At 68.1% G+C, this 19,448-nt stretch carries 21 protein-coding genes; 12 read left to right on the top strand and 9 right to left on the bottom strand.

Annotated elements, in window-relative coordinates:
- The first annotated feature begins 98 nt into the window (after window positions 1–98).
- The 3 genes from ASC59_RS02340 (at window position 99) to ASC59_RS02330 (ending at window position 2,882) form a co-directional block, all read left to right on the top strand.
- Complete coding sequence (locus ASC59_RS02340) at window positions 99–1,925, top strand: AMP-dependent synthetase/ligase (RefSeq protein WP_055818003.1); 1,827 nt, start codon at window positions 99–101, stop codon at window positions 1,923–1,925.
- Window positions 1,926–2,093: 168 nt separating this feature from the next.
- Entirely contained in the window at window positions 2,094–2,549 is a 456-nt protein-coding gene (locus tag ASC59_RS02335) for a GNAT family N-acetyltransferase (protein ID WP_055818001.1), read from the top strand.
- 27 nt (window positions 2,550–2,576) lie between these two features.
- A complete protein-coding gene (locus ASC59_RS02330; RefSeq protein WP_055817999.1) occupies window positions 2,577–2,882 on the top strand; it encodes an NIPSNAP family protein in 306 nt (101 codons plus the stop codon).
- A 40-nt stretch (window positions 2,883–2,922) separates the two neighbouring features.
- On the opposite strand, the gene def is transcribed toward ASC59_RS02330, so the two are convergent.
- Genes def through ASC59_RS02315 form a run of 3 tightly spaced genes read right to left on the bottom strand, consistent with a single transcriptional unit; the run spans window position 2,923 to window position 8,179 of the window.
- Window positions 2,923–3,414, bottom strand: a complete 492-nt coding sequence (def, locus tag ASC59_RS02325) for a peptide deformylase (protein WP_055817997.1) — start codon at window positions 3,412–3,414, stop codon at window positions 2,923–2,925.
- A gap of 27 nt (window positions 3,415–3,441) precedes the next feature.
- Window positions 3,442–4,740: a nucleotide-binding protein gene (locus ASC59_RS02320; RefSeq protein ID WP_442915071.1), complete on the bottom strand. Its 1,299-nt coding sequence runs from the start codon at window positions 4,738–4,740 to the stop codon at window positions 3,442–3,444.
- A gap of 34 nt (window positions 4,741–4,774) precedes the next feature.
- Window positions 4,775–8,179 (bottom strand): pyruvate carboxylase, encoded by a 3,405-nt coding sequence (locus ASC59_RS02315; protein WP_055817995.1) that lies wholly within the window; start codon window positions 8,177–8,179, stop codon window positions 4,775–4,777.
- 77 nt (window positions 8,180–8,256) lie between these two features.
- Between ASC59_RS02315 and ASC59_RS02310 the strand changes: the two genes are divergently transcribed.
- Entirely contained in the window at window positions 8,257–9,120 is an 864-nt protein-coding gene (locus ASC59_RS02310) for a ParA family protein (protein WP_055817993.1), read from the top strand.
- A 251-nt stretch (window positions 9,121–9,371) separates the two neighbouring features.
- Here the strand turns inward: ASC59_RS02310 and ASC59_RS02305 are convergent, their stop codons facing one another.
- The 4 genes from ASC59_RS02305 to ASC59_RS02290 all read right to left on the bottom strand — a co-directional run bounded on the left by ASC59_RS02305 (window position 9,372) and on the right by ASC59_RS02290 (window position 11,828).
- Entirely contained in the window at window positions 9,372–9,920 is a 549-nt protein-coding gene (locus ASC59_RS02305; RefSeq protein ID WP_055817991.1) for a MerR family transcriptional regulator, read from the bottom strand.
- Window positions 9,921–10,027: 107 nt separating this feature from the next.
- Window positions 10,028–10,729, bottom strand: a complete 702-nt coding sequence (gene ftsR, locus ASC59_RS02300; protein WP_055817989.1) for a transcriptional regulator FtsR — start codon at window positions 10,727–10,729, stop codon at window positions 10,028–10,030.
- Complete coding sequence (locus ASC59_RS02295) at window positions 10,729–11,205, bottom strand: FHA domain-containing protein (protein WP_420813414.1); 477 nt, start codon at window positions 11,203–11,205, stop codon at window positions 10,729–10,731. The genes ftsR and ASC59_RS02295 overlap by 1 nt, the downstream gene beginning before the upstream one ends.
- 11 nt (window positions 11,206–11,216) lie before the next feature.
- Window positions 11,217–11,828 carry a CDP-alcohol phosphatidyltransferase family protein gene (locus tag ASC59_RS02290; protein WP_235492550.1) on the bottom strand — a complete coding sequence of 204 codons (612 nt, stop codon included), beginning with the start codon at window positions 11,826–11,828 and terminating at the stop codon, window positions 11,217–11,219.
- Window positions 11,829–11,862: 34 nt separating this feature from the next.
- Between ASC59_RS02290 and ASC59_RS02285 the strand changes: the two genes are divergently transcribed.
- Window positions 11,863–12,699 (top strand): DUF1295 domain-containing protein, encoded by an 837-nt coding sequence (locus tag ASC59_RS02285; RefSeq protein ID WP_055822674.1) that lies wholly within the window; start codon window positions 11,863–11,865, stop codon window positions 12,697–12,699.
- Window positions 12,700–12,705: 6 nt separating this feature from the next.
- Here ASC59_RS02285 and ASC59_RS02280 read toward each other — a convergent pair whose 3' ends face one another.
- Window positions 12,706–13,161, bottom strand: a complete 456-nt coding sequence (locus tag ASC59_RS02280; protein ID WP_055817987.1) for an NUDIX hydrolase — start codon at window positions 13,159–13,161, stop codon at window positions 12,706–12,708.
- A gap of 52 nt (window positions 13,162–13,213) precedes the next feature.
- Window positions 13,214–13,789, bottom strand: coding sequence for a MarR family winged helix-turn-helix transcriptional regulator (locus ASC59_RS02275; RefSeq protein ID WP_082513346.1), 576 nt, complete (start codon window positions 13,787–13,789; stop codon window positions 13,214–13,216).
- Between the two features lie 71 nt (window positions 13,790–13,860).
- Between ASC59_RS02275 and idi the strand changes: the two genes are divergently transcribed.
- From idi to ASC59_RS02240, 7 genes are read left to right on the top strand one after another with little or no spacing between them, the layout of a single operon-like run.
- Window positions 13,861–14,406: an isopentenyl-diphosphate Delta-isomerase gene (idi, locus tag ASC59_RS02270; RefSeq protein WP_268765473.1), complete on the top strand. Its 546-nt coding sequence runs from the start codon at window positions 13,861–13,863 to the stop codon at window positions 14,404–14,406.
- Window positions 14,403–15,449: a polyprenyl synthetase family protein gene (locus ASC59_RS02265; RefSeq protein WP_055817985.1), complete on the top strand. Its 1,047-nt coding sequence runs from the start codon at window positions 14,403–14,405 to the stop codon at window positions 15,447–15,449. Before idi ends, ASC59_RS02265 begins: the two co-directional genes overlap by 4 nt.
- Window positions 15,446–16,324, top strand: a complete 879-nt coding sequence (locus tag ASC59_RS02260) for a phytoene/squalene synthase family protein (protein WP_055817984.1) — start codon at window positions 15,446–15,448, stop codon at window positions 16,322–16,324. The genes ASC59_RS02265 and ASC59_RS02260 overlap by 4 nt, the downstream gene beginning before the upstream one ends.
- The gene (gene crtI, locus ASC59_RS02255; RefSeq protein ID WP_055817982.1) at window positions 16,321–17,910 is read left to right on the top strand and encodes a phytoene desaturase family protein; all 1,590 of its coding nucleotides are present in this window, start codon (window positions 16,321–16,323) and stop codon (window positions 17,908–17,910) included. Before ASC59_RS02260 ends, crtI begins: the two co-directional genes overlap by 4 nt.
- The gene (locus ASC59_RS02250; RefSeq protein WP_055817980.1) at window positions 17,907–18,230 is read left to right on the top strand and encodes a lycopene cyclase domain-containing protein; all 324 of its coding nucleotides are present in this window, start codon (window positions 17,907–17,909) and stop codon (window positions 18,228–18,230) included. The genes crtI and ASC59_RS02250 overlap by 4 nt, the downstream gene beginning before the upstream one ends.
- Window positions 18,227–18,532, top strand: coding sequence for a lycopene cyclase domain-containing protein (locus ASC59_RS02245; protein WP_055817978.1), 306 nt, complete (start codon window positions 18,227–18,229; stop codon window positions 18,530–18,532). Before ASC59_RS02250 ends, ASC59_RS02245 begins: the two co-directional genes overlap by 4 nt.
- Complete coding sequence (locus ASC59_RS02240) at window positions 18,529–19,437, top strand: prenyltransferase (RefSeq protein ID WP_055817976.1); 909 nt, start codon at window positions 18,529–18,531, stop codon at window positions 19,435–19,437. The genes ASC59_RS02245 and ASC59_RS02240 overlap by 4 nt, the downstream gene beginning before the upstream one ends.
- Window positions 19,438–19,448: the final 11 nt, after the last annotated feature.

Genomic DNA, 19,448 nt, shown 5'->3' with positions numbered 1-19,448 from the left:
GTGTATGCAACAAGTTCTACCGGAGACGTCCCCTCCCGATTCGGCACCGTCGCCGAGGCCGTGAGGAACCTGTCCCACCCGGTGCCGAAGGAGATACCGTGAATCAGTTCGACGCGCCCGCCCTGAGCCCAGCAGACCCAGAAGCCAACACGACCGACCTGTTGATCGGTCGGCTCGCCGAGGCTCCGGATGCCGTGCTCTTCTCCACCCCGACGAAGGATGGCGGCTGGTCCCCCATCACCACGCGGGAGTTCCACGCCCAGGTCGTCGCTCTGGCGAAGGGCTTCGTCGCTGCCGGCATCCAGCCGGGCGACAAGGTCGGCCTGATGTCCAAGACCCGCTACGAGTGGACCCTGGTGGACTTCGCCATGTGGTTCGCCGGCGGAGTCCTGGTTCCGGTCTACGAGACGAGCTCGCCCAGCCAGATCCGCTGGAACCTCTCCGACTCGGGCGCCATCTCGCTGATCGTCGAGACGGCGGACAACTTCGCCCGCTTCGACGAGGTGCACCCGGAGCTCCCGCTCATCCAGAACGTCTGGCAGATCGACCTCGGAGACCTCGACAAGCTCGTCGCCCAGGGCGTGGATGTTCCGGATGCCGAGATCGAGCGTCGTCGCAACCTCGCCGTCGGTTCCGACATCGCCACCCTGATCTACACCTCGGGCTCGACGGGCAAGCCCCGTGGCTGCGTACTGACGCACGCCAACTTCGTCGAGACCAGCCGCAACGCCCGCCTCGGCCTCGGTGAGGTGCTCGAGGACGCCTCGACGCTGCTGTTCATCACCACGGCGCACGTGTTCGCCCGGCTCATCGCTGTGCTGTCGGTGCACGCCGGAGTGAACGTCGGCCACCAGCCGGACACGCGCTTCCTGCTGCCGTCGATGGAGAGCTTCAAGCCGACGTTCCTGCTCGCTGTCCCGCGTGTGTTCGAGAAGGTCTACAACGTCTCGGAGCAGAAGGCCGAGACCGGCGGCAAGGGCAAGATCTTCCGCTCGGCCGCCGATGTCGCGATCGCCCACTCCAAGGCCCTCGAGGACGGCGCTCGCATCCCCCTCGGCCTCAAGATCAAGTTCGCGGTCTTCGACAAGCTCGTCTACTCCAAGCTCCGCGCCGCCCTCGGCGGTCGGGTGAAGTACGCGGTCTCCGGATCGGCTCCGCTCGGCGCCCGCCTCGGCCACTTCTACCACTCGCTCGGCATCACCATCCTCGAGGGCTACGGCCTCACTGAGACCACGGCCCCCGCGACGGTGAACCGTCCGGCGAAGTCGAAGATCGGCACAGTCGGCCCCGCCCTCCCCGGCGTCTCCATCCGCATCGAGGATGACGGCGAGATCCTCGTCAAGGGCGTGAACGTGTTCGAGGGCTACTGGAAGAACCCGGAGGCCACCGAGGCCGCCCTCAAGGACGGCTGGCTGCACACGGGTGACATCGGAGCTCTCGACTCCGACGGCTTCCTCACCATCACCGGCCGCAAGAAGGAGATCATCGTCACGGCCGGCGGCAAGAACGTCGCCCCCGCCGCTCTCGAGGACCCGATCCGCGCGAACCCGCTCGTCGGACAGGTGATCGTGGTCGGCGACCGCCGACCGTTCATCTCCGCGCTCGTGACGCTCGACCCGGAGATGCTCCCCGTCTGGCTGAACAACGCCGGCGAGGACGCAGCCATGACCGTCACAGAAGCCGCCGTGAACCCCGTCGTGATCGCCGAGATCCAGCGCGCCATCGACGTGGCGAACGAGAACGTGTCGCGGGCGGAATCGATCCGCAAGTTCCAGGTGCTGGCCACGGACCTCACCGAGGAGAGCGGCCACCTCACTCCGAAGCTCAGCATCAAGCGCAACGTCATCCTCGCCGACTTCGCCGATGTGATCGACGAGATGTATGCCGGAGCGCCGGCGACGACGGGCATCAGCCTCGCGGGCTGAGAGTTCCGCTCGCACGACGAAGGCCCCGGATCCGTCCGGGGCCTTCGTCGTTCCCGGCCGTTGCGGCGGCATCCGGATCCTGCCAAAGTCGGCACCAGATCCAGACACCCTCGCTGGCACGCCGGCGACGGATGCCGCACCGCGGTCTCGGACAGGCAGAGTGGCGTCATGCCCTCGACACCGACCGTGCGCGTGGCCTCGCCAGCAGATCTTCGACAGCTTGTCGAGCTCATCCACGAGCACGCCGACTACGAACGCGCTGCGCCGCCGCCCCCTGATCTCGCCGCCAGGCTGTCGCCGATGCTGTTCGGCGCGGCACCGAGACTGCACGCCATCGTGGCAGCCGACGACGACGGGATCGTCGGCTACGCGACGGCCAGTCTGGAGGCCTCGACCTGGCAGGGGGTGGAGTTCCTGCACATGGACTGCCTGTTCCTGCGCGAGGCGGCCCGGGGATCCGGAGTCGGCGGACTCCTGCTCACCGCACTCCGCGAACTGGCCGCGTCGCTCGGAGCCCGCGAGCTGCGGTGGCAGACGCCCGACTGGAACGAGGGCGCGATCCGCTTCTACGACCGCACCGGTGCAACGCGGAGCGCCAAGCAGCGCTACACGCTGCCCGTCTGACCATCCCCTGAACCGAGAGAGACCGTCATGATCACCATTCACCTGCGCTACGAGATCGACCCGGACAAGCTCGACGAGTTCACGGCCTACGGACGCGCCTGGATCCGCCTGGTCGAGAAGCTCGGCGGCGACCACCACGGCTACTTCATGCCGAGCGAGGGCGACAGCGACGAGGCGTTCGCGCTGTTCACCTTCCCGTCGCTGGCCGAGTACGAGGCCTACCGCACGGCGTCCAGGACGGACCCGGAATGCCTGGAGGCGTTCCAGCTGGCCCGCGACACGCAGTGCATCCGCCGGTACGAGCGTCGATTCCTCACTCCGGTCTTCGAGTGACGGATGCCGCACTGGCGCGGCGGCATCCGCCAGCCACCGGCTAGAACCAGGTGCTCTCGCGCACTTCCTTCATCGCGGAGCGCCGGTTGGGCTTGTCGAGCCTGTCGAGGTAGAGCAGACCGTCGAGGTGGTCTGTCTCGTGCTGCAGCGCCTGCGCCATGAGGCCGGATCCGCTCAGCTCGATGGGCTTGCCGTCGAGGTCGATGCCCGAGGCGCGCGCGAACGGGTAGCGCAGGGTGGGATACCAGAGGCCGGGAACCGAGAGGCAGCCCTCGTCGACCAGTTCCGGCTCCCCCGACAGCTCGGTGAGCACGGGGTTCAGGATGTAGCCGACCTCGCCGTCCACGTTGTAGCTGAACGCGCGCAGGTTCACGCCGATCTGAGCGGCTGCCACGCCGGCGCGGCCGGGGAGCTTCACACTGTCGATGAGGTCTTGCACGAGCGAGCGGATGCCGTCATCGATCGTGACGATCTCACTCGAGACCGTCTTCAGGACGGGATCGCCGAACAGGCGGATGGTGCGGTCGGTCATGCTCTTCTTCTGGAGTGGGGCCGCGGCTCAGAGGCCACGGTCGACGGGCAGGCCCTCGACCACGAGAGCGGCGAGGACACGGGCGGAATGACGTGTGAGGGGCTTCAGGTCCTTCCAGTGGATGACCGAGCCGGCGGCGAGGACAGGGTCGTACGGGATGCGCACGATCTCGCGCACCCGCGACTGGAAATGCGTCTCGATCTCCTCGAGCTTGACCAGGTTGGTCCCCTGCGTCGCCGTGTTGAGGGCGACGATGGCGTTGCGCACCAGGTCGCCGTAGCCGTTGGCCTCGAGCCAGGTGAGGGTCTCGGATGCCAGCCTGGCCTCGTCGACGCTGCCGCCCGAGACGATGACGATGGAATCGGCTCGCTGCAGGGTGGCCCGCATCACGGAGTGGACGATGCCCGTTCCGCAGTCGGTGAGGACCATCGAGTAGAAACGGGCGGAGAGGTCGGCGACGACGTTGTAGTCGTCGGCGTCGAATGCCTCGCTCAGCATGGGATCGGTGTCCGACGCGAGGATGTCGAGCCGGGTCTCGTCACGGGAGACCAGGGCGGAGAAGTCGGTGAATCCGCCGATCGACGGGGCCTTGTTCACGACGTCGCGGACGGTCGAGCGGGTCTGCCGGGTGATGCGCTCGGACAGCGTCCCCCTGTCGGGGTTCGCATCGATGGCGATGGTTCGGTCTTCGCGAGCGGAGGCCAGCGCCATTCCGAGCAGTGCCGTGACTGTCGTCTTGCCGACGCCGCCCTTGCGGGTGAGCACGGGCACGAACCGCGTTCCGCCGGAGAACTGACGCTGGATTCGCGCGTCGAGCGCCTTGCGTGCCAGCACCCGGGGCGAGTCGCCCCGATTCACGGTGTGGAAGGTCGCGGAGTAGAGGAACTGATTCCAGCCGCCCTCCGGCGCCGGGCGGGTGCGTCGGTTGGGCTCGATGAGCCTGTCGGCCGTGAGCATGTTGGGCGACTCGGGACCCTCGCCGCTGTAGCCCGCCGCGGCGTCCTCGTCACGGTCGATCGGCTCGAGCTGCGAGCGGTGATGTCCCGATGCCCGCACCGGGGGCTGCACCATGATCGGCACGGAGTGGGTGGAGTTCTCGGCCACGACACCGGGGTTCACCGCACGCTCTGGGATGGCCACGGCGATCTCGTCGGCCGGCGCCTCGGGGCGGGGTGCCGGAGGCAGGTCGACCTGGATGCTCAGGCTCTCGGGCAGCGCGGAGGCGAGGTCGTCTCCGGCCCGCGGTGCGAGCTCGCTGTTGTACTCGTCTCCGGCGCCGCGGGCACGGCGTGCGCGCAGGTCGAATCCGTCGTCACTGGGGGGCACTGGTGCCTCTTTCTTCGGGGGACAGCGTTCGAGCCTAGCGCGGCACGACCACGACGAGGAGATCGCCGGCATCCACCTGCTGCGTCCGCGGGATGGCGACCCGCTCGATGACTCCCGCGACGGGGGACGTGATGGCCGCCTCCATCTTCATCGCCTCGATGGACGCGACGGCCTGACCGGCCGTCACCTCGGCGCCGACCTCCACCTGGAGGGTCACCACGCCGGAGAAGGGCGCTGCGACCTGGCCGGGCTGGCTGGCGTCGGCCTTCTCGGCCGCCTTGCTCTCGACGGCGATGCTCCGATCGCGGACGAAGACGGGTCGCAACTGGCCGTTGAGCGTGGTCATGACGGTGCGCATGCCCTTGTCGTCGGCTTCGCCGATGGCCTCGAGTCCGGCGTAGAGCCGCACGCCCTTTCCGATCTCGACCACGTGCTCAGCGCCCTGGCGCATGCCGTAGAGGTAGTCGGGGGTGTCGACGACGGAGAGGTCGCCGAAGAGCTCGCGGATCTGCTCGTACTGGCGGGTGGGTGCGGGGAACAGCAGCGTGTTCAGTGCAGCGCGACGCGTGCTGCTGTCACCGGCGAGGGCGGTCCGCTCCTCGTCGGTCAGCTCGGTGACCCCGATGCGCACCGTTCGGCCCTCGAGCACCTTGGTGCGGAACGGCTCGGGCCATCCGCCGGGCAGCTCGCCCAGCTCGCCGGCCATGAAGCCCACGACGGAATCGGGGACGTCGTACTTCTGGGGGTTCGCTTCGAAATCGGCCGGGTCCGCTTTGACTGCGGCGAGGTGCAGGGCGAGGTCGCCGACCACCTTGGACGACGGCGTGACCTTCGGAACGCGCCCGAGGATCTTGTTGGCCGCGGCGTACATGTCCTCCACGAGCTCGAAGTCGTTCGCCAGGCCGAGTGCGATGGCCTGCTGGCGCAGGTTCGACAGCTGACCACCCGGGATCTCGTGGTGGTACACGCGCCCCGTCGGTCCCGGCAGTCCAGACTCGAACGGACGGTAGACCTGACGCACGGCCTCCCAGTAGGGCTCGAGGTCCGATACGTTCGCCAGCGACAGGCCGGTGTCCCTCTCGGTGTGGGCGAGCGCTGCGACCAGCGACGAGGCCGACGGCTGGCTGGTCGTGCCGGCCATGGGTGCCGATGCCACGTCGACGGCATCGACACCGGCAGCGGATGCCGCCAGCAGCGTCGCGAGCTGACCGCCCGGTGTGTCATGCGTGTGCAGGTGCACGGGCAGGTCGAAGCGGTCGCGGAACGCCGTGACCAGCTTCGCGGCGGCCGCAGGCCTCAGGAGGCCGGCCATGTCCTTGATCGCGAGGATGTGAGCACCCGACTCGACGATCTGGTCGGCGAGACGCAGGTAGTAGTCGAGCGTGTACAGGTCTTCGGCAGGGTCGAGCAGGTCGCCGGTGTAGCAGACGGCCACCTCGGCGACGGCGCTTCCCTGGGCCAGCACGGCCTCGATGGCCGGGCGCATCTGATCGACGTCGTTCAGCGCATCGAAGATGCGGAAGATGTCGACACCGGTGGCAGCGGCCTCCGCAACGAAGGCCTCGGTGACGCTCGTCGGGTACGGCGTGTAGCCGACGGTGTTGCGACCGCGCAGAAGCATCTGGAGGTTGATGTTCGGCAACGACTCGCGCAGAGTGGCGAGGCGCTCCCATGGGTCTTCCCCGAGGAAGCGCAGGGCGACGTCGTAGGTGGCGCCTCCCCATGCCTCGACCGAGAGCAGTTCCGGAGTGAGCCTGGCGACGTACGGCGCGACCGCGGTGAGATCGCGGGTGCGCACCCGCGTCGCGAGCAGCGACTGGTGGGCGTCACGGAACGTCGTGTCGGTGACGGCCAACGGCGTCTGGGCGCGGAGCGCGGCGGCGAAGCCCTGCGGACCGAGTTCGAGCAGGCGCTGACGCGAGCCGGCCGGCGCAGGCTGCGACAGGTCGATCTTCGGCAGCTTGTCCGTCGGCGTGATGGTTGTCGGACGCGGCCCGTTCGGCTGGTTGACGGTCACGTCGGCCAGCCAGTTGAGGATCTTCGTGCCGCGGTCCTTCGACACCCGGCCGCGCAGCAACTCCGGGCGCTCCTCGATGAAGGACGTGCTGAGGTCGCCCGCGATGAACGACGGGTCCTCGAGCACTCCCTGCAGGAAAGAGATGTTGGTGGAGACGCCTCGGATGCGGAACTCGGCGAGTGCACGCCGGGCACGAGCGACCGCAGCGGGGAAGTCGCGACCCCTGGCTGTCATCTTCGCGAGCATCGAGTCGAAGTGCGGGCTGATGTTGGCACCGGGGTTGATGGTTCCACCGTCGAGGCGGATGCCGGCACCACCGGGAGAACGGTAGGTGGTGATCTTGCCGGTGTCCGGACGGAATCCCGCCGTCGGGTCCTCAGTCGTGATGCGGCACTGCAGTGCGGCTCCGCGGAGCTTGATGTTCTCCTGCTGCAAACCGAGGTCGGCGAGGCTCTCCCCCGCGGCGATGCGGATCTGCGACTGCACGAGGTCGACATCCGTCACCTCCTCGGTCACGGTGTGCTCGACCTGGATGCGCGGGTTCATCTCGATGAAGACATGCTGGCCGGCCCGCTCCCCCGCGGTGTCGAGCAGGAACTCGACGGTGCCCGCGTTGACGTAGCCGATGGACTTCGCGAAGGCGATGGCATCGCGGTAGAGCGCCTGTCGCGTCTCCTCCGGAAGGTTCGGAGCCGGCGCGATCTCGATGACCTTCTGGTGGCGGCGCTGCACCGAGCAGTCGCGTTCGAAGAGGTGAACGGTCTCGCCGTTCGCGTCGGCGAGAACCTGCACCTCGATGTGACGGGGACGGAGCACAGCCTGCTCGAGGAACATCGTCGGGTCACCGAACGCGCTGTCGGCTTCGCGCATTGCCTCCTCGAGGGCGGCCCGGAGCCTGTCCTGGCTCGCGACCCGGCGCATTCCGCGTCCGCCTCCGCCGGCGACGGCCTTGGCGAAGATGGGGAACCCGATCTCCTCGGCCTGCGAGAGCAGAAGCTCGACGTCCTTCGACGGCGGCGTCGACTTGAGCACGGGGACACCGGCGGCGATGGCGTGCTCCTTCGCCGTGACCTTGTTCCCCGCCATCTCGAGCACGTGCTTCCCCGGGCCGATGAAGGTGATCCCCGCTGCTGCAGCGGCCTCGGCGAGCTCAGGGTTCTCGGAGAGGAAGCCGTATCCCGGGTAGATGGCGTCAGCACCCGATTCGCGGGCGACTCGGATGATCTCCGAGACGTCGAGGTAGGCACGTACCGGATGCCCGGGCTCGCCGATCTGGTACGCCTCGTCGGCCTTCAGACGGTGCAGGGAGTTGCGGTCCTCGAACGGGAACACTGCTACCGTCTTCGCGCCCAGCTCGTAAGCGGCACGGAAGGCGCGGATGGCGATTTCACCGCGGTTGGCAACGAGGATCTTCTGGAACATACAGGCCTTTCGTGAGGCACGCGGTACGGGTCTGACGGTTAGGTTCTCCCAGACTAGTGAAGGTAACGTATCTACTTGTGCACGTACTCTCCGTCAGCTCCCTCAAGGGTGGCGTCGGCAAGACGACGGTGACGCTCGGACTCGCTTCAGCGGCGTTCGCCCGCGGCATCCGGACCCTTGTCGTCGACCTAGACCCTCAGTCCGATGTGTCGACCGGCATGGCCGTCAGCGTCGCCGGTCACCTCAACGTGGCCGACGTGCTCGCGAGCCCGAAGGAGAAGATCGTGCGTTCCGCGATCGCTCCGAGCGGGTGGACGCGTGGGCGCCCCGGTTCCAAGCTCGACGTGATGATCGGCAGCCCGTCAGCCATCAACTTCGATGGTCCGCACCCGCACGAACGCGACATCTGGAAGCTCGAGGACGCCCTCGAGACCATCGAGAAGGAGTACGAGCTCGTGCTCGTCGACTGTGCTCCGACGCTCAATGCACTCACGCGCACAGCCTGGGCCGCCAGCGATCGAGTCGCCGTCGTGACGGAGCCCGGCCTCTTCTCTGTAGCCGCTGCCGACCGCGCCCTGCGCGCCATCGAGGAGATCCGTCGCGGGATGTCGTCGCGACTGCAGCCCCTCGGCATCATCGTCAACCGCACCCGGGTCGCCTCTCTCGAGCACCAGTACCGCATCAAGGAACTGCGTGACATGTTCGGCCCCCTCGTGCTCTCCCCGCAGCTGCCGGAGCGGACCTCGCTGCAGCAGGCTCAGGGCGCAGGCCAGCCGCTGCACGCGTGGCCCGGCGACAGCGCCCAGGAGATGGCTCGCTACTTCGACCAGTTGCTCGACAGGGTGCTGCGCACGGCACGCATTGGCGAGTACGCGCACCTCGCGGCTCCGCAGCCGGTCGAGCGCCCGGCGATCGACCGCTCGGAGCAGTCCGCGGGCTGAGCGCCGCACGCTGGTGATCTCGATACGCGTCCGACTTCGTCGGGCGCTACTCGATCAACCGGAATACTCAAGAGAGCCCGCCCGCACGCTGGTTGAGTAGCGCGCGAGCGCAGCGAGCCCACCCGTACGCTGGTTGAGTAGCGCGCGAGCGCAGCGAGCCCGCGTATCGAAACCACGCCCGACGATCTCGATACGCGGCCGACACCGTCGGGCGCTACTCGATCAACGGGTGAGCGCGAAGAGCGCCCGCCCTAGGAGATCTTGCGGGTCTGGCGACGAGCGGCGAGCTCGTCCTGCATGTCGACGGGGTGCGAGTCGATCTCGACGAGTGTCGACTCCACCTCGCGCAGCACCTTGCCGACGGCGATGCCGAAGACGCCCTGACCGCGGCTGACCAGGTCGATGACCTCGTCGTTCGACGTGCACAGGTAGACGCTGGCCCCATCGCTCATGAGAGTGGTCTGGGCCAGGTCGTTGATGCCGGCCTCGCGCAGCTGGTTGACCGCCACGCGGATCTGCTGGAGCGAAATGCCGGTGTCGAGGAGGCGCTTGACGAGCTTGAGCACGAGGATGTCGCGGAAGCCGTAGAGGCGCTGCGATCCCGACCCTGCTGCACCGCGCACGGTGGGCTCGACGAGCTCGGTGCGAGCCCAGTAGTCGAGCTGGCGGTAGCTGATGCCGGCGGCTCGTGCGGCCACTGCGCCGCGGTAGCCGGAGTTGGCGTCCATCTCGGGAAGTCCGTCGGTGAACAGCAGCTGCAGATCGTAACGATCTGCGTCACTCCGACTGAGTTCACTCATGGATTTCGCCTCTTCCGACAGATTGCGCACTGACCGTGCGCCGCTTCACTCACGGTACTCAGGTCAGTGCCGTGCGGCAACGACATCGGCACCGCGTGTCGAGGAAGTCACGGATTGATCACGCGCTGAAGGGCGGCGCGCAGCAGGGTCGATCGTACGACCTCCAGCTGGGAGGCGATCTCGAGAGCCAGTTCGGCCCCCTTCGCCCTGCTGGAGGCGTCGTTGCGCCGCACGATCGGCGTCATCGCCGTCTCGATCAGCGAGGACTCGCGTTCGGCGGCGGCTCGGAAGCCGCGCAGGTGGCGAGGCTCGATTCCGGCCTTGCGCAGTTCGGCGAGGGCGCGGAGCACGCTCACGGTCTCCTCGCTGTACACGTCGGCCGGGACGATCAGCGATGCCGAGACGGCATCCGCCAACAGCTGCGGGGACGCCTCCGACTCGCGCAGCAGCTCGTCGCGATCGAAGCGGCGCGACGAGGAGAGCATCGACGGTCCGGGCGCCGCGGTTCCGGGCAGGGTCGGCACGTGGCCGGCGTCGAGCTGCTCGAGGTAGCCCCGGATGACCTTCAGCGGAAGGTAGTGGTCGCGCTGCATGCCGAGGATGAGCTGGATGCGCTCGACGTCGGCAGCGCAGAACTTGCGATAGCCGGACTCCGTGCGCGCGGGCGAGATCAGCCCCTGCTCCTCGAGGAAGCGCAGTTTCGAGGGCGTCAGTTCGGGATGCTCAGGCGTGAGGCGCGCGAGCACCTGGCCGATGCTGAGGAGTGATGGGGTGGCGGATGCCCGCGCGTGGGCGCTGGCGCCCGCCATCATGCTCCTGCGAGGTCGGGCCTCGAGGAGTAGAACGTGAGGCGGAACTTGCCCACCTGCACCTCGGCGCCGTCGGCCAGAAGGGCCGTCTCGATGCGCACTCCGTCGAAGTAGGTGCCGTTCAGGGAGCCGAGGTCCTTCACCTCGAACGCCGTGCCGTGGCGCAGGAACTGCGCGTGATGGCGCGACACCGTGACGTCGTCGAGGAAGATGTCGGCATCCGGATGCCGCCCCGTGGTCGTCACGTCGGCGTCGAGAAGGAAGCGCGCACCGGCGTTCGGCCCCCGACGCACCACGAGGAGTGCTGAACCCGACGGCAACGCCTGGATCGCCTCTTCCTCCTCAGCGGTCAGATCGGGGTCGATCGCCAGCAGTGACGCCGCCTGCTCCTGAGTGAAGGACAGTGTGGTGTCCGTGCTCACCTGGTCGACCTCGTCGGCCTGTGCCCCGGCATTCCGGTCATCGGACTCTCCCACAGTGCACCTCCCTATTCCTCCAGCGTATCGGATCGGCGAGGGCTCTGAACCAGCGGCAGGCGAATGACACGACCGGTTTCGATCGCGTAGATGATTCCTGCCCACCAATAGAGGAAGACGCCCCAGAGCGTGATCGCCCATCCGATCGGCAGGGCGACGGCGGCGGTGACGGGGAACGCCGCGCCGAGCATGAGAACGGGCAGGCCGAGGAACAGCGCGAAGGTGGCCACTTTGCCCAGCTGGTGCACCGGAAGGGGGCCGAAACCGTGGTTGGCCAGCAGGATTCCGAGCAGTGCGAGGAAGACGTCGCGACCGACGATCACCGCGACGAGCCACCACGGAACCAGCCCGCCGGCGGCCAGACCGAGGATCGAGGCGAAGAGGTACAGGCGATCGGCGGCCGGATCGAGGAGTTGCCCGAGACGGCTGATCTGGTTGAACCTGCGGGCGACGAAGCCGTCGAGGAAGTCGGTGAAGCTGGAGATCACGAGGATCACGAGTGCCGTGATGTAGTCGCCGACGATCAGGTACCCCAGGAAGAACGGCACCAGCACGAGCCGGAGCATGCTCAGCACGTTGGGAACCGTCCAGATCCGGTTCGTCGGCTCGCTCGGCTCTGCCACGGATCGAGTCTATCGACGGCGTAACATGCGCAGCATGCAGCCTCTCGTCGTGTGTCTCTGGATCTGCGCCGGCACCATCGTCGGCACCTGGCTCCTCTCCGTGCTCACCCGTGAGTACTCCTGGGTCGACCGGATCTGGTCGATCTCCCCCGTCGTGTACGTGTGGGTCTTCGCTGCGGCATCGGGACTCGGCGACGCCCGGCTGGTGCTGATGGCCACTCTCGTCACGCTCTGGGGTGCTCGGCTGACGTTCAACTTCGCCAGGAAGGGCGGCTATGCCCGTGGCGGCGAGGACTATCGGTGGGCGGCCCTTCGGGCACGGATGCCGAAGCCGGCGTTCCAGATCTTCAACCTGCTCTTCATCGCGGGGTACCAGAACGTGTTGATCCTGGGGATGACCCTGTCGGCCTTCACCGTCTACCAGGCCGTGCCCACTCCCCTCGGCCTGGCCGACCTCCTGGTGGCCGCACTCTTCCTGGTGCTCCTCGTCGGGGAGACCGTCGCCGACCAGCAGCAGTGGAACTTCCACCAGGGCAAGAAGGCCGAGATCGCGAGCGGTCGCGTCCCGTCCGTGCGTTTCCTCCAGACCGGGCTGTTCCGCTACTCGCGGCACCCCAACTTCTTCTTCGAGCAGGCGCAGTGGTGGGCGCTCTACCTGTTCGCCGTGGTCGCGACCGGAACCGTGCTGCACTGGAGCGTCCTCGGTCCGCTCCTGCTGACCGCCCTGTTCATCGGGTCGACGGTGTTCACGGAGTCGCTCTCGAAGGCACGGCATCCGGAGTACGCGGACTACCAGGCGAGCACATCGGCGATCGTGCCGTGGTTCCCGCGCCGTCGCACCGCTGACGTCGCCCACGCACCGGCGTCCTGAGCGTCCTCAGACGACGAGGAGATCACGCAGTGCCGGCCAGCTCGCAGCGAAGCCAGGGTGGAGTGGGAGTTCGGCGACCTCGTCGATGGGCACCCACGCCAAGGCGATGGACTCTGGGTCGCTGATGACCGGCTCGAACGGATGCAGCACGCGCGCGACGACGGTCGTGTACGACCAGAAGCCCAGGTCGAGCACCGAGGTGGTCACGATCTCGAGGTCGCTGCCCCTGACGCCCGCCTCCTCGGCGGCCTCGCGGATGGCGCCGGTCACGGCGTCCTCGTCATCGTGGCGCGCTCCCCCGGGAAGACCCCACGTGTCGCCGAAGTGGCTCCAACTGGCCCGGTGCTGCATGAGCACCCCGCGCTCGGGATCCCAGGCGAGCAGCCCGGCGGCACCGAACCGGCCCCAGAACCGGGATCCGTCAGGACCCTCGACCCAGGCGTCTCCGGATGCGGCACTCATCCCACCAGCATGCCTCACGGAAGCCGAACGCTACGAAACGTGTCATGAACGCTCACGGCGCGGGCGGCGTCTCGCCCGTCTCGATGGGCGCATCCGCAGGAGTCTCGGCTCCGGCCGGCTCGGCGTCGCGCGTGCGACCGACGGCGTCGGCCATCGCGGTGAGGAAGCGCACCACGACCTGTTGCTCCTCGGGCGCGAACGCATCGGCGACGCCCATCATCCGGGCGTGCATGGCGGCGAGAGTCGCACGAACCTCCTCGTGGGCGCCCGGCGTCGGATGCAGGATCTGCGCGCGCCGATCGTGCGGGTGCGGCCGACGCTCGAGATGACCGGAGGCGACGAGCCGCTTGATCAGCTTCGTGGTCGCCGCGGTGGAGATGCCGAGATGGTGGGCCAGATCGGTCGGCCCGACCTCGTGCCCGCGCTTCTCTTCGGCGATCAGGAAGCGGAGCGCCGCCAGATCCGTCTCATTCATGTCCATGTCGTCCTGAGTGCGCAGTCGCATCGTCCGGTCGGCGCTGCGGAAGCGACGGAGCGCCTCGAGCACGCCGATGGCCTCGCCCGCGCCGGCCGCCTGCGCGTCGTACCAGTACGACGGCAGCCCGCGAGAATCCGCTTCTGTGCTCATGTGAGACATGGTAACGTCGATTTCGCTAACTCAGTTAGCTATTTCGTGGAAGAGACAAACTGGGGGCGATCGTGACACTAACGGAGACCGAAGCGCACGTCGACGACGAGATCGTTCTGCTCGACATGGACGGCACCCCCATCGGGACTGCGTCCAAGGCCGCGGCCCACGGCCCGGACACCGCACTGCACCTCGCCTTCTCCTGCTACGTGCTGAATTCGGACGGCAAGCTGCTCATCACCCGTCGGGCACTGAGTAAGAAGACCTGGCCGGGGGTCTGGACCAACTCGTTCTGCGGACACCCCCGCCCCGCGGAGCCCGTGTTGTCCGCCGTGCACCGCCGTGCCGACTTCGAGCTCGGTATCGAGATCTCCGATGTCGCGCTCGCACTCCCGCTCTTCCGCTACAGGGCGACGGACTCTCGGGGAACCGTCGAGAACGAGGTCTGCCCCGTCTACGTCGCGCGTACCGATGGCATTCCCGACCCCGACCCGCGCGAGGTGGCCGAGTTCGTCTGGGTCGAGCCCACGGCGATCGCGCGGGCCGCGAGCGAGACCCCCTGGGCGTTCAGCCCGTGGATGGTCATGCAACTCGAGCAGCTCGAGAGATTCTCATGATCGACGTCGCCACGTCCAGCGTCGACAGCGAACTCGACCGGTACTTCGCCGCGTCACGGCTGCGGGCTGGCGACTACGGACCGCACTACGTCGAACTGTGGGACCAGCTCGAGCAGGCGAGCGCCGGCGGCAAGAGAGCCCGCCCCGCTCTCGTCCTGGCCGCGCACAACGGCCTCGGCGGCACCGACCAGGACGCGGCCACGCAACTGGCCATTGCCTTCGAACTGCTGCACACGGCGTTCATCATCCACGACGACGTGATCGACCGGGACCTGGTCAGGCGCGGTTCCACCAATGTGCTCGGCGCCTTCGCCGCACGCGGAGCCGCCCTCGGTGCCGATGAGGACCAGGCCAGGACCTGGGGCGAGGCCGCGGCGCTGCTCGCCGGAGACCTGGCACTCAGCCAGGCGCACCGCATCGTCGCCCAGCTCGACACCGATGCCGGAACGCGCGGTCGAGTCCTCGACATCCTCGACAGGGCGGTCTTCGTCTCGGCCGCCGGTGAGCTGAACGACGTGACGAACACCGTCGCCCCGCACCTGCTCGGCATCCCCGACGTGCTCGCGACCCTCGAACAGAAGACGGCGGTCTACTCCTGCGAGGCACCGCTGCAGGCCGGAGCCGTGCTCGCCGGCGCATCGGCGGCCGACATCGCCTGCCTCGGCCGGTACGGCCGTCTCATCGGCATCGCGTTCCAGCTCGCCGACGACATGCTCGGTGTGTTCGGGGATGAGTCACAGACGGGCAAGAGCACCATCGCCGACCTGCGCGAGGGCAAGATCACCACCCTTCTCGCGCACGCCCGCACCACGCCCGAGTGGCCGACGATCGCGCCGTTCATCGGCAAGGCCGACCTCGATCCTGCTGAAGCCGCCTTCGTTCGGGACACGCTGACCGGATGCGGATCCGCCGCCCACACCGAACAACTGGCGCGCGACCACGTGGCCCTCGCCAAGAGCGAGCTGGCGGCATCCGAGCTTCCCGATGAACTGCGCGAGCTGCTCGGCACCTTCGCCGACAGGGCGGTGAACCGCACCCGATGAGCAGACAGCGTGGTCCCCTCGAGCTCTACACCTCCGCAGCATCATCGAGCTCCGCGGTCGTGATCGGCCGCTACTCCACCTCCTTCGGTGCCGCGGCCCGCCTGCTCGGGTCTGGCGTGCGCTCCCAGGTGCGCGACATCTACGCGCTCGTCAGAGTGGCCGACGAGATCGTCGATGGCGCGGCGGCCGCAGCCGGGCTCGGCGTCGATGAGCAACGGGCCCGCCTCGACGAGTTCGAAGCCGAGACCGACCGCGCCGTCGCGACGGGGTTCAGCACCAACCTGGTCGTGCACGCCTTCGCCGTCACCGCCCGTGCCACGGGGATCGGCCGCGACCTGACAGCGCCGTTCTTCGCCTCGATGCGCCGGGATCTCGACGACTCCCCCTTCGACGCCGACGAGGTGGCCGTGTACATCCACGGCTCGGCCGAGGTGGTCGGGCTGATGTGCCTGCGCGCCTTCCTCGCCGGTCACCCCATCCGTGATGACGAGCGACGCATGCTCGAGGATGGCGCCGTGCATCTCGGAGCGGCCTTCCAGAAGGTCAACTTCCTGCGGGATCTCTCGGCCGACTGGTCCAGCCTCGGGCGCAACTACTTCCCCGCCATCGACCCCGCTCGCATGACGGAGGAGGAGAAGAACGTCATCCTCGACGACATCGACGAGGACCTCGCGATAGCGGCACGCGCGATCGCGCGCCTGCCTCGATCCTCCCGCGGCGCCGTCGCCGCCGCACACGGCCTGTTCTCCAGGCTCTCGACGAAGCTGCGCGGCACCCCGGCGAGCCAGCTCCTCACCTCGCGCGTTCGGGTTCCGGATGCCGAGAAACTCACGATCGCGGTCAGGGCAGCTGTGACCGGTGGAGGCAGGCCATGACCCACACCATCGTCATCGGCGGCGGCATCGCCGGCCTCGCCACTGCGGCCCTGCTCGCCCGCGACGGTCGGGAGGTGACCCTGCTCGAGGCACGGAGCGAGCTGGGCGGCCGCGCCGGATCATGGGAGAAGGACGGCTTCACCTTCGACACGGGTCCGTCGTGGTACCTCATGCCCGAGGTCTTCGACCACTTCTTCAAGCTCCTCGGCACCTCGGCCGCCGAGGAGCTGGACCTCACTCTGCTCGATCCCGGGTACAGGGTGTACTTCGAGGGTCACGCAGAGCCCATCGACATCCGCGCCTCCCGCGAGGAGAACATCCGCACCTTCGAGCGGATCGAACCTGGAGCGGGTCGCGCGCTCGAGCGCTACCTCGAGTCGGCGAAAGCCACATACGACGACGCCGTCGAGCGATTCCTCTACACGAGCTTCCAGTCCTTCCGGCCGTTCCTCGACTCCGCGGTGCTGAAGCGCGGAGGCCGCCTCGCCCGCCTGCTGCTCCAGCCCCTCGACAAGTTCGTCGCAGGCTACGTCAAGGACAACAGGCTGCGGCAGATCCTCGGCTACCCGGCGGTCTTCCTCGGCTCCTCCCCCGAGCGCACCCCGGCGATGTACCACCTCATGAGCCACATGGACCTGGCCGACGGCGTGCTCTACCCGCAGGGCGGCTTCTCCCACCTGATCGACGTCATCGCCCGCCTCGCCCGCGAGCAGGGCGTGCAGATCATCACGGAAGCGCGGGTGACCTCCATCGATGCCGTCACCTCGGTGGGAGCATCCGTCTCGGGGGCGACCTACGTCGACGCCGGCGGGCACAGCATCACCCTGTCCGCCGACGAGGTGGTCTCGGCCGCCGACCTGCACCACACCGAGACCGAGCTCGTCGACGAGAGCGTTCGCACCTACCCCGAGCGCTGGTGGAACCGCCGCATGTCGGGACCCGGCGCGGTGCTCGTGATGCTCGGTGTGCGCGGCGACCTGCCGCCGCTCGCCCATCACACCCTGTTCTTCACCTCGGACTGGCGCGCGAACTTCGACCGCATCTTCGGCTCGAAGCCCGGCATTCCCGACCCCGCGTCGTTCTACGTGTGCATGCCCAGCGCGACGGACCCGGGCGTGGCGCCGGCCGGGCACAGCAACCTGTTCCTGCTCATCCCCGTGCCGGCCGATGTCAGCATCGGCCGCGGTGGCATCGACGGAGACGGCGACCTCCAGGTCGAGCAGGTGGCGGATGCCGCCATCGACCGCCTCGCCGACTGGTCCGGGATCCCCGATCTCGCCGAGCGCATCGTGGTGCGGCGAACCGTCGGTCCCGGCGACTTCGCAGCCGACCTCAACTCGTGGATGGGCGGTGCCCTCGGACCAGCGCACACGCTGCGGCAGAGCGCCTTCCTCCGCGGCCGCAACTCCTCGCGCCAGCTCGACGGGCTCTTCTACGCCGGCGGTAGCACCATCCCCGGCATCGGCCTGCCGATGTGCCTGATCAGCGCTGAGATCGCCTTCAAACGCATGAACGGCGACACCACGGCCACGCCGTCCAGCGAGCCCTTGCCGACACCCGCGCCGGCGCCGGCGGAGAGCCGGTGACCTTCGCCTACCTCGGTGCGCTCCTGGTGAGCCTGGCGGGGATGGTGGTGCTCGACTGGCGGTACCGGCTGTTCTTCTGGCGTTCGCCGGTGCGCGCCGCCGTCGTGCTCATCTCGGGCCTGGTGTTCTTCCTCATCTGGGACCTGGTGGGAATCAGCCTCGGCCTGTTCAGCCGTGGCGAGACCTCGTACATGACCGGCATACTCCTCGCTCCGGAACTCCCCCTCGAGGAGGCTTTCTTCCTCGCGTTCCTCTGCTATCTGACGATGAACCTCGTCGCCCTGTTCCAGCTCCTGCTCGCGGCCAGGCGGCGCGCATGACCTACCTGACCCTGAACCTCATCGTGCTGGCCGTCGTCGCCGTCGTCGCGGCGTTCGCCCTCCGGCGTCGTCCCCGGCTCATCACCCCGATCGCGCTGACCGTCGTCGTGCTGTTCGTGCTCACGGCGGTGTTCGACAACATCATGATCGCCGTCGGACTCATGGTCTACTCCGACGCCGGCCGCAGTGGTGTCGACCTCGGGCTGGCCCCCATCGAGGACTTCGCCTACCCGCTGGCGGGAGCCCTGCTGTTACCGTCGATCTGGGTACTGCTGAGCCGCGACGAACAGGACGAGAGATGAGCGCCGATCACACGGATGCCGCCCCGCGCGCCGGTGTGCTGCGACAGGTCGTACTCTCGTCTCGGCCGCTGAGCTGGATCAACACGGCGTACCCGTTCGCGGCGGCCTACCTCCTCACGACAGGCCGCATCGACGCGCTGTTCGTGGTGGGAACCCTGTTCTTCCTGATCCCGTACAACCTCCTCATGTACGGCATCAACGACGTCTTCGACTACGAGTCCGACCTGCGCAATCCCCGCAAGGGCGGCGTCGAGGGAGCCATGCTCGACCCGCGTGTTCATCGAGCTGTGATCGGCTGGGGCGTCGGATCCAGCGCCGTCTTCGTGATCGCCATGCTCGTGCTCGGGGGAACAGACGAACCGTGGTCGTGGCTGGTGCTGGCGATCAGCCTGTTCGCCGTTCTCGCCTACTCGGTTCCCGGCCTGCGTTTCAAGGAGCGCCCGTTCCTCGATTCAGCCACGTCGAGCGCGCATTTCGTGAGTCCGGCCGTCTATGCCCTGGCCGTCGCCGGCGCGACGTTCACCCCGCAACTGCTCGCCATCCTCGTGGCATTCTTCCTCTGGGGCATGGCGAGCCATGCCTTCGGCGCGGTGCAGGACGTCGTGCCGGACCGGGAGGGCGGCATCGCATCGATCGCCACCTGGTTCGGGGCTGCTCGCACGGTGCGCCTCGCCGTGCTGTTCTGGGCTCTCGGCGGCCTGCTCATGCTGGCGACGGAGTGGCCAGGACCGCTCGCCTCGGTTCTGGTGCTGCCGTACATCTTCTCGGCCGTTCCGTTCTGGTCGGTGTCGGATGCCGACTCCGCCGCAGCCAACCGCGGCTGGCGACACTTCCTGGCCATCAACTTCGTCGTCGGTTTCCTCGTGACCATGCTGCTCATCTGGTGGAGCATCATCCGCGGTTAGTCTGGTGCGAT

Source organism: Leifsonia sp. Root1293 (genome assembly GCF_001425325.1).
Classification (GTDB): domain Bacteria; phylum Actinomycetota; class Actinomycetes; order Actinomycetales; family Microbacteriaceae; genus Orlajensenia.
This window is presented reverse-complemented; position numbering and strand designations above follow the sequence as displayed.

What these genes read in the sequence shown, in the direction of transcription:
- ASC59_RS02335 (WP_055818001.1), top strand. Translation starts at nt 2,094, where the DNA reads ATGCCCTCGACACCGACCGTGCGCGTGGCCTCGCCAGCAGATCTTCGA.
- ASC59_RS02330 (WP_055817999.1), top strand. Translation starts at nt 2,577, where the DNA reads ATGATCACCATTCACCTGCGCTACGAGATCGACCCGGACAAGCTCGAC.
- def (WP_055817997.1), bottom strand. Translation starts at nt 3,414, where the DNA reads ATGACCGACCGCACCATCCGCCTGTTCGGCGATCCCGTCCTGAAGACG.
- ASC59_RS02315 (WP_055817995.1), bottom strand. Translation starts at nt 8,179, where the DNA reads ATGTTCCAGAAGATCCTCGTTGCCAACCGCGGTGAAATCGCCATCCGC.
- ASC59_RS02305 (WP_055817991.1), bottom strand. Translation starts at nt 9,920, where the DNA reads ATGAGTGAACTCAGTCGGAGTGACGCAGATCGTTACGATCTGCAGCTG.
- ftsR (WP_055817989.1), bottom strand. Translation starts at nt 10,729, where the DNA reads ATGGCGGGCGCCAGCGCCCACGCGCGGGCATCCGCCACCCCATCACTC.
- ASC59_RS02285 (WP_055822674.1), top strand. Translation starts at nt 11,863, where the DNA reads ATGCAGCCTCTCGTCGTGTGTCTCTGGATCTGCGCCGGCACCATCGTC.
- ASC59_RS02280 (WP_055817987.1), bottom strand. Translation starts at nt 13,161, where the DNA reads ATGAGTGCCGCATCCGGAGACGCCTGGGTCGAGGGTCCTGACGGATCC.
- ASC59_RS02275 (WP_082513346.1), bottom strand. Translation starts at nt 13,789, where the DNA reads ATGAGCACAGAAGCGGATTCTCGCGGGCTGCCGTCGTACTGGTACGAC.
- ASC59_RS02265 (WP_055817985.1), top strand. Translation starts at nt 14,403, where the DNA reads ATGATCGACGTCGCCACGTCCAGCGTCGACAGCGAACTCGACCGGTAC.
- ASC59_RS02260 (WP_055817984.1), top strand. Translation starts at nt 15,446, where the DNA reads ATGAGCAGACAGCGTGGTCCCCTCGAGCTCTACACCTCCGCAGCATCA.
- crtI (WP_055817982.1), top strand. Translation starts at nt 16,321, where the DNA reads ATGACCCACACCATCGTCATCGGCGGCGGCATCGCCGGCCTCGCCACT.
- ASC59_RS02245 (WP_055817978.1), top strand. Translation starts at nt 18,227, where the DNA reads ATGACCTACCTGACCCTGAACCTCATCGTGCTGGCCGTCGTCGCCGTC.
- ASC59_RS02240 (WP_055817976.1), top strand. Translation starts at nt 18,529, where the DNA reads ATGAGCGCCGATCACACGGATGCCGCCCCGCGCGCCGGTGTGCTGCGA.